This is a genomic window from Oceanipulchritudo coccoides, assembly GCF_010500615.1.
Taxonomy (GTDB): domain Bacteria; phylum Verrucomicrobiota; class Verrucomicrobiia; order Opitutales; family Oceanipulchritudinaceae; genus Oceanipulchritudo; species Oceanipulchritudo coccoides.
This window is the reverse complement of record NZ_JAAGNX010000003.1, coordinates 244,335-258,447: the sequence shown is the minus strand read 5'-3', so window position 1 is coordinate 258,447 and position 14,113 is coordinate 244,335. Positions and strand designations below refer to the sequence as shown.

At 54.8% G+C, this 14,113-nt stretch carries 5 protein-coding genes; 1 reads left to right on the top strand and 4 read right to left on the bottom strand.

The window, feature by feature from the left end:
* Positions 1 to 66 precede the first annotated feature (66 nt).
* Positions 67 to 2,073, bottom strand: coding sequence for a CAP domain-containing protein (locus G0Q06_RS11710; protein WP_163966178.1), 2,007 nt, complete (start codon positions 2,071 to 2,073; stop codon positions 67 to 69).
* A gap of 98 nt (positions 2,074 to 2,171) precedes the next feature.
* Between G0Q06_RS11710 and G0Q06_RS11705 the strand changes: the two genes are divergently transcribed.
* On the top strand, positions 2,172 to 5,630 hold the full coding sequence (locus G0Q06_RS11705) for a PPi-type phosphoenolpyruvate carboxykinase family protein (RefSeq protein ID WP_163966176.1): 3,459 nt from the start codon (positions 2,172 to 2,174) through the stop codon (positions 5,628 to 5,630).
* Here the strand turns inward: G0Q06_RS11705 and G0Q06_RS11700 are convergent.
* The 3 genes from G0Q06_RS11700 to G0Q06_RS11690 form a co-directional block, all read right to left on the bottom strand.
* The gene (locus G0Q06_RS11700) at positions 5,627 to 5,872 is read right to left on the bottom strand and encodes an RNA recognition motif domain-containing protein (RefSeq protein WP_163966173.1); all 246 of its coding nucleotides are present in this window, start codon (positions 5,870 to 5,872) and stop codon (positions 5,627 to 5,629) included. The genes G0Q06_RS11705 and G0Q06_RS11700 overlap by 4 nt on opposite strands.
* Before the next feature lie 93 nt (positions 5,873 to 5,965).
* Entirely contained in the window at positions 5,966 to 11,494 is a 5,529-nt protein-coding gene (gene uvrA / locus G0Q06_RS11695) for an excinuclease ABC subunit UvrA (protein WP_163966170.1), read from the bottom strand.
* A gap of 50 nt (positions 11,495 to 11,544) precedes the next feature.
* Positions 11,545 to 14,091, bottom strand: a complete 2,547-nt coding sequence (locus tag G0Q06_RS11690; protein ID WP_163966167.1) for a DNA topoisomerase — start codon at positions 14,089 to 14,091, stop codon at positions 11,545 to 11,547.
* Between the last annotated feature and the right edge of the window lie 22 nt (positions 14,092 to 14,113).

Here is a 14,113-nt window from a genome sequence, read left to right as displayed (position 1 = left end):
GCAATCCCTCTCGTGAGGGCCAGCCCAATTTTGGGCATCAAGCGGTGCCGCTTTTCCGGACTTCTTTTAGTTTCCGAAGGAGGATGAGGACTCGGACGTGAATGGAGCGTAGCGAAAACGCTCGCTCATTCCTGAGTCAGTATACACGAATCCCCATTCTGGACTATAGAGCCAGAGTCCTTTATCGACTGAGCCATGCATATACCGGAACCAACCTGAAGTGGTGCAGACCCATGGGAAGTTGTCCGTGTTTATCCAGCCCAGGGCGCTTGCGTATGTCCAATCCAAATCAAGCTGTTGATTGTATCCAAATACTGGATCCCATTCCCAGTTTCCTGTATTGCTATTTTCGATACCGCTGTAAGTAACAGGCTCAACTTCAACAATTGGACCCCAGTCGAGCGGAAATCCGCCAAACGCGAAATCACGGGTCTGCAGGAAGGCTGGCTCATTGGAATCAAATGTGATGTGCAGGGAGTTTGTTCCCATCTGGGCAGGCAGCTCGTCGATCTCAGCAACCCGGTCAACTCCGCTGAGGGAAATATCATCAATAACCCATCCTGAATTGGAACTGGAGCCAGCGTAATAGGACGTTCCTTCCAGAGAGTAGCGGAAGCGAATGCGCACGGTTTTCCCGCTCCACTCAGAGAGGTCGAGGGTTTCGCTTGTAAAGTCGTTGTTGGACTGGACCAGGCCAGTCAGGCGCCAGATCTCCTGCCAGTTTTCACTTGAGCCAGCATTGATCTCGACACGGGCCACTTGGTCGCTGGTGGCCCATGCGAGTGAACTATTGAAGTAAAGCCTGGGTTGCCCGTCCTTGACGATGAAGGTGTCGGGATGGGTAAGGGTCTGCGTCGTGGCATCCGGATTAGCCAGTTGGTAGGCCGAATGTCCATTTGCGCGCCGTCCATTCTGGACGATGGAATATCCACCGGATGTGTCGGCCTCAAACGGCTGGAATCCATCCTCAGCATCCAGGACTGTCGTGTAAGGCTCCGCCTCAATAACTCTCCCTTGGACCCCCTCGGCAAATGGGCGTGAACTGACTGCAAATTCACTGGGGTAATCGACAAGGACCGGACCCACGGGATATCCGGTTGAATGGAATTCCCCGGACCCTGCATTGTCCGGGTCAAAAATTGTGACCGTGTATGTGAATGAGCGAGTCACACCATTTATCCGGACCGAGTTGACTGTCACTTCAACTGGTTGGTCGGAGGCGGGGGTAGGCCAAGTGACAAATCCTGAAGTGGACATGCCATTGGGAATCCAGACAATCGTGTTATCCCCGTATCCGTTTTGCCGTGAATCAATTCTCACGGGGACAGATTGACCGTTGGAGACCATTGAAACGGTCGCATTGGAAAAATCCGCATCCGGATGGGAAAAGGACCAGCGGGAGTAAACCAGCTCTGACGGGACATATCCTCTTGGTGGCCAGGCAACAAACTCATCCCGGGTCTCAGGTCGCTCACCAAAGGTCTGGGGGATGACCCAGAGGACATTTGAGGCGGGTCGTGTCGACGGGTCAGTTCCTGGAACATCCCCGCTTCCCATCACTGAGGTATTCGGGTAGAGAATCCACCTGCGGTGCCCCACGGCCTTGTTATTGGAGCCATAATCGCTCATGTAACCACGGATCGAGTCGATCCCGGTCGACCCAAGGGCAAGATTGCCATTGTAGGCAGCATCATATGCATCCTGGGACCAGTAGAGCCAATTGCTGGGCGGTGTGTGGCTGTAATTGTTGTTCGCGCTCATCATGAACGCGGATTTCTGGCTTTTTTCACTCAGGACCGGATCAAAAACAACATCCGACGGCACTCCCGCCATTTCCCGGTAAAAGTTGATCCGGTTCAAAGTCGCTTCCTGCCAGTCCGCAGAGAGGGAACCGGCCCTGCCGCTACCATAGTTGCCCGTCCACTCCATTTCAAAGTTGGATCCGTACTGGTAGACCGCATTAAAATAATCCCGCATTTGCCACCGGTTGTCGGGATCGACTGGCGACCCCGACAACTGCCCGGTGGCAATGGGTATGAGAAGACAGATGATAGGTAGATTCTTGAAATTCATGACGAGAGAGACTTGACCTGCATCTAACACACAATTTGGTCTCTAACTCGGCATCAATTGTGCTGATCCCTCCTCTCTGTAATTTACTTATTTTTGATATGACAGATACTAATCTTGTAAAAGCCATTGGGTTTGATGTTAAAACCAAGGCGGATTCCCGTCCTAGCGACGATTTGATTGAACGCATCAATCTGTACCTGGCCGCCCTTGGGGAGCCGATTTTTGGGGATATGGAGGATTTTCCAACCCTTTCCATCAGCGAAAACCTCGTTTCAAACTTTCGCGCACGGAACGCGTTGCTCAAAGACGGGCTGAGGCCCCCGGCAGATATGCGCATCGAGTCCTTCCTCGAATCCTATCTTGCCGAGTTGCCGGAGGCGGACCGCGCAGTCCGGCTTCCGGGAAAGACCTTCAATTTGATCAAGCACGGCATTGCCCGTGCGCTTTCCCTGCCACCGGACCAGGACAGTTTCCATTCTGACATTATCGAATCCTATCGGGTCGCCAATGGCGTCCTCCACAATCCGGTCAACGATCGTCGCACAACAAAAGGCGTTTTTCACGTTGCTGAGGGCGGATTGCCGATTCCGGACGACAAGAAAGCAGTGCCGAAATTAACCTTTGCCCGCCTGCTCCAAGCAGCCTTGAGACCTCCGGAGGACTTGATGCTCCTGCCTTTCACCTCCACTCAGGAAAAGAAGGCTCATGTCTGGGTCTCCCTGCTCTTGCGGCCCGTTATTTGCCCGGCAGTTCCGGGCTCCTCTGAAAACAAGTCCATGGAAATCCGGTTTTTTGCGCCGGGTAGCATGACCTGTAATCTCGACTTTGTGGAATCCATTTTTGGCAACGCGGGGGATCCCTATCTTCCGGAAAATGATGCGGGTCTGGATGTGGAAAGCTGGTCCGGACACTCAGGGTGCGTAATCCTGGCACCCCACATCAAGGAGTTGACCAAGAAGGAATTGGGTCTTCCACATGTCGCTGAGGCCACCGAGCGGCAAAAACGGGACGGCATGTGCTGGGAATCGGAGGATGAACGCTACAATGACGGCGGTGCCTTCAAGATCACTGCACGGACCGATGCAGGAGTTGTCGTGACATTGATCGCTGACAACTACTTTGGTTACTGCAAGAAGGAGGTTAAAACCCAGATCGGTTATGCAGCAAACCTCTTTGGCAACTGTGAGGAGGAACATGCTGGCGGAACGCTTGCTTTTTCCTCCTATGACCTTGGTGAAGAATTTGAGCTCTCCCCCAATATTGATGAGGAAGTGAGATCTTTCGCATCAATCTTCAAGGATTACGGGGATCGCATGGAGATGCAACCGGAGGGGCACGCCATCGATTGTCTGTATCCAAAAGTCTTCTACATACCGGAAACTGCCCGGTTCTCACTGGCTGAGCAGACTATCTCATGGGAAAAGGACGGCAGCCCAAAATCTATCAAGCTGCTCGCCGATAAAACCTACATCTTCCCGAACGGATACAAAGTGCAGCTCGTCAAGCCAGCCGAAGGCCGCCGTTGGCGCCTCATCGGGACGGTGCCCGAAGCGACCAATTGCCACAAGCCCTGTACCGTGTCCGGGGGTGGTAAATCGGAAATTTCCAAGTCCATCGCGGATGCCATTATTCACGCGCCATTTTATGTAGGGAACCTGAAAAAGGATTTTGATGCCGTTGAACGCATCCTCAACGGAAACTATGGAGGCCGATTCAAGGACGCGTCGCTCAATCGTGAAAACACACGGCCCATCCTCGGCCCGGCCCGTTCGCTCGGATCCGTGATCAAGTTGCTGACGCCTGGCCCGGAGTATACAACCGAACACAATACCTTTATCCGATCCATCCCCACGCACATCAAGGAGCTGGTCCTGCTCTTGAAGCGATTCTACAAACCCGACTGGGGAGAGAATTGGCGCGAACGCTTCACGGTCGACATCATCAATGGCATTTCCGGGCATGAATTGAAGTACAAGGATGGCAAGGTCATCACGAGCTATCTCCGGGTGGGTTATGATGACAACGGATCATGGCGTGTCTTTTCACTGCGAAAGGACTTTTTCCCGGCGACCAAGATCCAGACTGAGGACGACATCAGCGCCTCAGTTGTCCTGCCATGGGAGCGCATACCCGGTGAGCCGGGCAAAAGCCAGGGTGGAACCAGTGCCAAAATTGTTCGGAATTGTGAATACCGCCTGTTCCAGCGTCCCGATGACGCAGTGATTCGCGGTTATGACAAGAAGACCGAGGAGGACATGTCCGGGGCAAACGTCTTCTTCTCCAACTACCAACCGCTTTCACGCCCTGAGGCATTGGAGATGATGGAGGATGCGGTCCGGTTTGATTACTTCACGGATCCAATGAAAAATCTTCTCCGTGATTTTGTCACAAAACCTGAGTCAAATCCTGACTTTGTGGTTTCCTCATCGAATCCACGGATAGTCGATGGCAAGCCGACAAAGAATCCCCGGTATTTGCAGAACCGGACATCCCTCGCCCAACCGCAAGTAAGTTATGTAGCGGAAATGGGAGCACGTTTTAAGCGTAAATTGAAACCAGAGGATGCCGTGCTTTATCCGGTCAGCGGTCTGCTCACAGGCCGCCGCAATAATCCCCCGGAGGGCCCGATCCGCTCACTCGCGGTTTTCAACCCAATCCATTATCTTCCGTTGCCGGAAGCCTTCATGGAGTTTACCTCCAGCATGACTGGCAAGAGTCCGTCGACAACGGGCGCAGGCTCAGAAGGCGCACTGACCAAGGCACCATTCAATGCCTTGCTCCCGATCACCGACTTGAACAATGCGCTGGTGGCGACTGCCCTGACGGGGCTTGATCCATTTGTGACTGCAGCCGGTTATGTCGGTCCAAACTTCCGGGTCGACCATGACATCAGCCTCCTTGTGCCTGAAATCTGGTGCCGTATGAGGCGCTTTGAGCGCCAGCCGGAGTGGCTGATCGAACACGGCTTCCTTGAGCCTGTCCCGGAATTCCTTGTGAAGGATAAGTCGCTTCCAACGGGGCTCCTCGGGTATCGTATCAACCAGGCATTTGTGAACTACTTCCTTGGCCGCATATTCACCAGTCCCGAAGTGCTCTTCACGGAGGCCATGCTGAAACCGGAATTGCAGGATCTGGATGTTTTTGCTGATGGCTTGGACAACATGATGACAACCCACCAGGTCGTTGCCGGAAATTATTTCCGTGATGGTAGCATTGAGTTGGCCTGCCCACCAATGAAGGCCCTCCTTTATATTATGAAGGACGGCAACTATAACGGCAAAACCCTCAAGGATCCGGAGGTGCGTGATCTATTCAAGCCGGAGGTGATTCTTTCCAGCGATTGGTACCAGGAACGGCTCCAGAATAAGCAGGATGTGGATGTGGCTCACTGGAACCGCATGCTTGATTACCTCAAATCCTACGATCAGCCGCTGAACTCCCTCCATGAGCTACAGGGTCTGGTCTCTGCGCACCTCAAGGAAGCGAGCGGGAAGGCTTACCTGAAATCCCTCCAGGGAACTCTGGGAAGGGATCGGGTTATCCCGGCAGGCAGTTAGGACGCCCGGGCGATACTGACAATCAATTGGCGTTCCTGGAATTCCGATTGGTTGAGCAGCTCCACTGCGGCCTTTGCATCGTCTTCCGGCATCGTGACAAATCCGAATCCGCGGAAGCGTCCGCGCTTGAAGTCCATGACGAATCGGACGTTATCCACCTGCCCACACTTGGAGAAGTGTTCCTGGATCTCACGCTCCATGGCGCCGTAAGGGATGTTTCCGACAAACAGGGACGTGCTCATGATTACAGGGTTTCTTAAGATTTTACAAATGCAATAGGCCTAAAATACAATAAATCGATTTTTTAGCCCCGCTTTTGTTTAAATCAAGAAAAATTATCCTATAATTTCCTGTAAAAACGGCCTTGTTGGTGAATTGATAATCCTTTTCAAGCCCTCGACAGGTCCCTGATAGAGGATTTGACCACCGGCATCACCGCCATCAGGACCGATTTCGAGCAGATAATCCGCCTCGGCAATCAGATCGAGATGATGTTCGATCACTATGACGGTATGTCCTTGATCGACAAGACGATGCAGCAAGTGGATCAAGCGCTCACAGTCATGCAGATGGAGCCCGATCGTCGGTTCCTCAAGGATATAGAGATTGGGCTGAAAGATGGCTGACTTGCGCTCCTGGAAGGTAGGCAGTCCGCGTGCCAGCTCGCTGACCAGTTTAAGGCGCTGAGCTTCCCCGCCGGATAGAGTGGGGGAACTTTGCCCGAGGGTCAGGTATCCCAAGCCTGTCTCGACCATCAGTTTCAGGATCGCGCCCAATTGGGAATCAAACTCGAAAAACCGGGCCGCTTCCTCAAAGGTCATCTCAAGGACATCGGCAATGGAAGCATCCTTCCACCGGATTTCCTCCAGTTCATTCCCATAGCGCCGACTGTTGCAATCCTCGCAGGGGACGTAGGTATCCGGCATGAAGTTCATTTCCAGTTTGATTCTGCCCGCACCCTTGCAGGTTTCGCACCGTCCACCCTTCGTATTGAAGGAGAAGGTGCCCTTCTGGTATCCGTGCATTCTTGCTTCCGGGGTCGCGGCAAAGAATTCCCGAATACGGTCAAAGGCCCCGATATAAGTGGCTGGTGTCGAGCGGGGCGTCTTGCCAATCGGCGACTGGTCAACTTCGATAACCTGACGGAATGTATGCGCTCCAATCAGTGTAGTGAAACCGTCACGACTAATAGATCCGGACAGCTTTTTGTTTTCCTCCCGGATGGCCCTTTGGGCATTCGGCATGAGCAAATCCCTGACCAGGGTGGACTTGCCGGCTCCGGAGATTCCGCAGACCATGGTAAGCCGTTGCTTTGGAATGAAAACATCATCGCCCTTGAGATTGCGCAGGGAGGCCTTTCGCAAGACCAACCAATCGTCAGGAGAGGAACGGCGACGCGGGTTGAAACTCTCCGGCAAATCGCGCCACTGTCCCCGCAAAGGATGAGGAATCCCTTTCCGGAGATATTGACCAGTGAGGCTTTTGCGGTTTTTCAACAATTTATTCAAGGAACCCTCGGCCAGGATATGGCCCCCGTTTTTTCCCGCTCCGGGGCCCAGATCAATAATGTGATCAGCCTGCCTCATGGTGTGGGCGTCGTGTTCGACAACGAGCAGCGTATTGCCTTTGGCCTTCAGGCCTTCGAGTGAATCCAGAAGGCGCTGGTTATCGCGTTCATGCAGGCCGATTGATGGTTCATCCAGCACGTAGAGAGCCCCGGCAAGATTTGACCCAAGCTGCGCCGCGAGGCGGATCCGCTGGGCTTCGCCTCCTGAAAGAGTGTTCGTTGGCCGGTCGAGGCTCAGGTATTGGAGCCCCACCTCTTCCATGAAGTTGAGGCGCTCCCGGATTTCGGGAAGGATTTCCGCAAGAATTGCGCGTGCCCGGGAATCAAGCTCGAGACTGTCCATTTCCCCCAAAAGGGTGCCGGGGTTCAGCTTTAGAAGCTGCGGAAGGTTGTAGCGATTTCCGGTGACAGTCTTCAGGTAAACCGAGCGGCTGACAGGGTTGAGGCGCTCTCCCTGGCAATCCTGACACGATTCACCATCATCGAACGAATGTTCGATTTCATCAAAGCGCTCATCTTCCTCCATCCATGAATAGAGGGCGCCGTGACCGCGACAGGTCGGGCACCATCCGCGCTGTGCGTTCCATGAAAAGTCTTTCGGGTCAAGGTCTGGAAAGGCTTCTCCGGTGACCGGATCAGAGCGCCGGGTCGAGAACCAGACCGGCTCCGGAGCCTTTTCCGTAGCGAGGTAACAACTCCCCTTGCCAAGATCGATGGCGAGGCTGACAAGCTCAGGAAGCGAAATCGGCTTATCCTGCTTTGTCGTTATTTTATCAATACGACTATTCTTGAAAGTAATGCTTCCTGTGACCAGATCGACATTGTGCTCCCGGTAGCGGTCGAGTTTCTTGAATTCGTCGAGCGGGACCCATTTACCGTCAATCCTGAGGCGAGAATACCCACGGTCGCGGGCCCAGTTGGCCAGCGGTTCATGATGGCCCTTTCTTCCTCGGATGAGCGGTGAAAGCAGATGTGCCTGTTGAACACCGCGCCGTTTGGCAAGCCCCTTCAGTTGGCGCTCCAGGTGCGCCACAAGAGCCTTTGCCGGAAGTGCGACAAGCGGTTCGCCGGTCGTTGGACTGTGCTGTATCCCGATGCGGGCGTAAAGCAGGCGCAAGTATTGGGCAACCTCGGTGATGGTAGCGACTGTGGACTTGCGCGTACCTCTGGTGACCCGCTGTTCGATGGCCACGGTCGGGGAAATGCCACTGAGGTGATCAATGTCGGGTTTGGGAAGCTGCTCCACGTATTGGCGCGCCCAGGAAGACATGGACTCCATGAAGCGTCGCTGTCCCTCGGCAAATATAATATCGAAGGCAAGCGTGGATTTGCCCGAGCCACTGACCCCGGTCACGACGCTCATCGCACCCCGGGGGATACTCACGGATATGTTCTTTAAATTATGCTCGCGGGCCCCGGTCAGTTGAAGGGTGGAGGTTGCCCGGGACTTGCCAGAGGCCCTTTTCCTTTTGGGTGTCGTGTAAGCTGTTTTGGACGGGCTATCCTCCAGAACATAGGGGGCGGTTGCGGTGGCGTTTTTTCCGATTGAGTCAGGGGTTCCGGCAAAAACCAGTTTTCCTCCGGCAGAACCTGCCTCGGGGCCCAGCTCCAGCAACCAGTCCGCGGCGCGAATGACGTCCGGATGGTGCTCGATGACCACCAGCGAATGGCCGTTATCGACCAGCTGTTGGAGGACGCCGAGGAGGCGCTCGATATCAGCCTTGTGAAGCCCGGTTGTCGGTTCGTCAAGAAGGAGCAGGGCGGGATTTTTTTCATTGCTCAACGAACCCATGTAACGAACCAGTTTGAGGCGCTGTGATTCGCCACCGGAGAGCGTGTTCAAGGGCTGTCCAAGGGGAAGATAGCCGAGGCCCACTTCCTCAAGTGCGCGGAGTTTGCGGACAATTGGCTTATGCTCCTCAAAGACCTCAATCGCCTCGTCTATTGTCAGGGCGAGGATATCTGCAATTGAGCGCCCGTTCCATTGAAGGGCGAGAATCTCATCGCGAAACTGTTTCCCTTCACAGACCGGACAGGGGACGTAGACATCCGCCATGAACTGCATTTCCACCCGTTCAAAGCCAAGACCCTGGCAGTGCGGACAGCGTCCGTCCCCGCTGTTGAAGGAAAAGGCAGATGGCGTGAGACCGGCCCGCCGGCTATCCTCTGTGCGGGCATACACCTGCCGGATGCCATCCCATGCCCCGACAAAGAGAGCGGGATTGGATCGAGGTGTCTTGCTGGCCGGAGATTGATCGACCAATAGAATTTCCCCGAAGCCAAGCTCGCTCGACAACTCCTCAATCCGGGCTGGATCCTCGCAGGCCTTTCCACTCCTGGAGAGCAGGCCTTGATAGAGCCCGTTGTGCAGCAGGGTCGATTTGCCCGAACCGCTGACCCCACTCAGGACGACAAAACGCCGTAGCGGAATGTCCACATTAAGCCCGTTTAAATTATGTTTCTGCACACCCCGCATGCGCACGAAGGGTGTGTCCTTGGTGACCGGGCGTCGCTCCTTTGGTGGTTTGATCAAGCGCCTGCCCGAAAGGAACTGTCCGGTGGGGGACTTTCGGAGTCGTTTAAGGCCATTGGGGCGGCCCGCATAGACAATCTCACCTCCGTTTTTGCCCGGTGCCGGGCCAACTTCAATAATTGTATCAGCCGCCTGCATGATTCCTTCATCATGCTCAACCACGACCACCGTGTTGCCCATGTCCGTCAGCTTCCTGAGAATCTTGATCAAGCGGTCGATGTCTCGGCAATGCAGACCGATCGACGGCTCATCGAGAATGAAAAGTGTATCGACAAGGGAGGTCCCGAGGCAGGACGTGAGATTGACACGTTGCGTTTCGCCGCCGGAAAGGGAACGGGATGAACGGTTCAGGGTCAGGTATCCAAGGCCTACCGCTTCAAGGTAGGAAAGACGCGTCTGGATGGCCTGGCGGGCAAGGTCGGCCTGCGGTTCATCGGGTAAGGAAGTGGACTTCCCCATCTGGGAGACCAACTCGCTGACCGGAACTTCATAGAGGTCGGGAAGTGTGAAACCTTTCCATTTCCAGCAAAGCGATTCGGGTTGCAGGCGCGTCCCCTCGCAGTCGGGACACTTTACATAGGAACGGTATCGCGAGAGAAAGACGCGCACATGCATCTTGTAGGTATTCTCCTCAAGCCACTTGAAAAAACGGCGAACGCCATACCAACCTTTCGGCCATTTACTCCCATCGGATCCGTAGCCCGGTTCCCCGTACAGGACAAAGTCACGGTGTTTCTTTGCCAGCTTCTTCCACGGGGTCTTTGTCGGGATCTTGAAGCGCTTGCAGGCCTTGAGAAGGTCACGCTGGCTTTCAGAATACACGGCCCCGCTAAACGCCTTGATGGCTCCGTCCTCGAGGGACAGTTTGTGATCCGGTATGACCAGCCCATCGTCAATTTCAATGACCCGTCCAAAGCCTCGGCACAGGGGACAGGCCCCGATTGGTGAATTGAAAGAGAACAGATTGGGCGATGCTGCGCGGAATCGCCGCGTGCTGCCGGGCCGGTGAAGCCCTTCGCTGAATACGTGCAGGAGCTTTGCCTTTGTATTGAAGAGGCTCATCTGCCCATCTCCAAAATGGAGGGCGGTCTGTGCAGACTCGATAAAGCGGCCTCGTGAGGCTGGCTTGATGGAAACGCGGTCCTGGACGACATGGAGCTCATCTTCCGGGGCGAGGGTTTCCGGCTTGAGCTCATCGAGCCGGACCAGCTTCTGGTTCAGTATTCCGCGCGTGTATCCCTGACCGGATACCGAGTTGAGAATGGTGCTCCAGTCAAGCTTGCCGGGCCGGTGCACGGCAAATGTCAGGAGGACGTTCTCGTTTCGAAATTGCTGGAGGGATTTCTTCCAGATTGTCTGTGGCGTATCCGTCGTGATCACTTCACCGGTTTCCGGATCATGAAGTTGCGCGCAATTGGCAAACCAGACTTTAAAGTAATCGCACAGTTCGGTCATCGTGCCGACGGTTGAACGCGACGTCTTGACCGTATTGCCTTGTTCGATGGCAATCGAGGGCCGGATGTTTTCAATGGAGTCGACCTTGGGCCGGTCGAGAAGCTCCATGAATTGGCGTGTGTATGGGCTGAATGTCTCCGCGTAGCGCCGATTGCCCTCCGCATGCAGGGCATCGAAAACGAGCGAGGATTTACCCGCCCCGCTCAAGCCTGTGACTACGATCAGGTCGCCAATCGGGAGGTCTAGATCGATCCCCTTGAGATTGTTTTGCCGAACACCGCGTAGCCGGATCGCATTCAATTCCGCCATGGGGGCAGTATGTCACCAATCGCCGAAAAAGAAAAGCGGGAGGACGGAAATCAGTCCTTTTTGGCAGCCTTTTTAGTCGTTGTCTTCTTGGCGGCGGCTTTCCTTGGAGGAAACTCGAAGCCAATTCCGCCCCGTGGTTTCAAGAAGAGGAAGGCATCGAAGAGCCGGCCGGTACGCTTTGACTTGAAGCCCTTGATGAGGCCGGTCTTTCCTGTTTCCAGCAATTTCACCACTTCCTCACGGGGAAGCGTCTTCCCAAGCATCGTGCGGGAAAGACGGAATGTGTCGCCCGGTTCATTTTGAAGGGTGCGCTGGCAGGCGTAGGCGTTGGGCGTCTCGTAGACCGTGGCTCCCGATTCCTTGAACTTACCCACCACTGGCAGCTCATCGAGGTTGAGGTCTTCATTATTCCCGTTTGTACCATTGTCGCCAAAGTCAAAGCTGACCTTGTTCATAGCATCGAGCCGGAGAAGTGCCGAAAACGGCTTGCCGGCCTTGGAGCGGAAGTCGTCAAGCGGGCCCACAACGCGCTCCTTGACGAGGGTCTGCACCTCTTCCTCGGTCAGTTTCCTGCCTGAAATTGTCTTGTAGATGGTAAGTTCACCGTCCTGTGACTTGAAAGCCCGCAACATGCTTTTCATGGGCTTCTCATCCGTCGGTGAAATAACCGATGAATCAGGAGCGGCCTTTTCGTCTTCCTCGAAAGTCTTGACCCGGTCGACGATGGTCTTGGTGAGCTCGATGATTCCCCCCATGAACTGGTCGCGGGTGGTTTTGCCGGTTTCCATCTGTCGCAGTTGGTATTCCCAGTCACCGGTCAGGGCAGGTTGGGTGAGTGCCTCGGCTTTGACGGCCTGGAGAAACTCCCAGAGGCCTTCCGCCTTCGTTGTGGGGAGAAGGTTGCGGCCTTCCCGTTCCATGTATTTCTCACGGATCAGGTGGTCAATGACATTGGCCCGTGTGGCCGGTGTGCCCAGCCCCTTTTCCTTCATGGCATCAGCCAGCTCGTCATCTTCGACGAGTTTTCCAGCCCCTTCCATTGCGGAAAGAAGAGTGGCTTCCGTGAAACGCGCAGGTGGTTTGGTCGCTTCCTCCTGCAACTCGATTGAAGCGGATTGGGCCTTGAAGCCTTCCGCGCTGGCGAGGTCAGGCGAATTTGCTTCCTTGAGCCACTCCGGATCCTTGTCTGCCTCGACGAGGGCGGGCATTTCAGTCTTGGTGCCGGCTTTACCGTAGACTTGGAGATAGCCGGGCTTTACAAGCACCTTCCCTTCGGTCTTGAAAGACAGGTCTTCCAGGGCGGTGGTCCGTGTCGTGACATCAAATTCCGCGGGCGGGAAGAAAATGGCGACAAATCGTTGTGAAACCATTTCGAAGATCCGTTCCTCTTCGGAGCTCAGCCGTTTCGGGCTTTCCCCGGTCGGGACAATGGCAAAGTGATCGCTGACCTGCGCGTTATTGAAGATGCGCTTGTTGGGCTTCACCCAGTCATTCTCAAGGACCATCTTGGCGTGATCCGAGATGGGGCCGGTGAGGTTACCCAAGGCGGCCTTGACGGTGGGAATGTAATCCTCGGGAAGGGCGCGACTATCAGTTCGCGGATAGGTCAGGAGCTTATGCTTTTCATACAAGCTCTGAGCAATCTGCAAGGTCCGGGCGGCCGAGTATCCGAAGCGGCCGTTGGCTTCCCGCTGAAGGGACGTGAGGTCATAGAGGCGACCGCAGGATTGGCGCGTTCGCTTTTTCTCGTCATGGGCAATCCCGCCTTTCAAATCATTCAGACGGGCAACCAGCGCATTGGCTTCCTCTTCAGACCAGAACCGGTCGGTCTTGTCCTCGGAATCCTCCTTGTTGACCTTGTCACTTCGTTGCAGCAAGCCGGTGTAGGTTCCTTCTGTCACGGAGAACTGGCCTTCCACACGCCAGTAAGCCCGCGGCTCGAAATTCCTGATGGCAAACTCCCGTTCGAGGACAATAGAAAGGGTTGGGGTCTGTACGCGCCCGACAGTGGCGACGCCCTTACTCCGGCCAAACATCCGCTTGGTGATGGCGCGGGTCCCGTTAATGCCGATGAGCCAGTCTGCCTCAGAGCGGCTTCGCGCTGCATCCTTCAGGCCCTGCATCTTTTCCGGAGCGCGCAGGTTTGAAAAGGCCTCGCGGATGGAAGCCGGCGTCATGGATTGCATCCAGACGCGTTCGTATGGCTTCTTGCACTTGGCCAGCTCGTATATGTAGGTAAAAATCAACTCCCCTTCACGTCCGGCGTCACAAGCGTTGTAGATCTGTCCCACATCCTTGCGCGCCATCAGCTTTTTCAGCATCATGAAGCGCTCCTTGCTGCGCTTGTCGCTGATCGCTTTCAGCTCAAACTTCTCGGGGATGATGGGAAGGCTTCCGAGGCGCCAGAAGCCATACTCCTTCTTGTTAATATCCTCGGGCATGTAGAGCTCGACGAGGTGACCGACCGCCGAGGAAATGACGTATTCATCATTTTCGTAGGCATCGCCGACTTTCTTGAATTTCCCGAGGACCTTGGAAATGTCCTGGGCGACACTTGGTTTCTCGGCTATGATCAGGGTTTTCTTGGATTCTGGCAAAATGGGGGTCTTTCTATTAGTT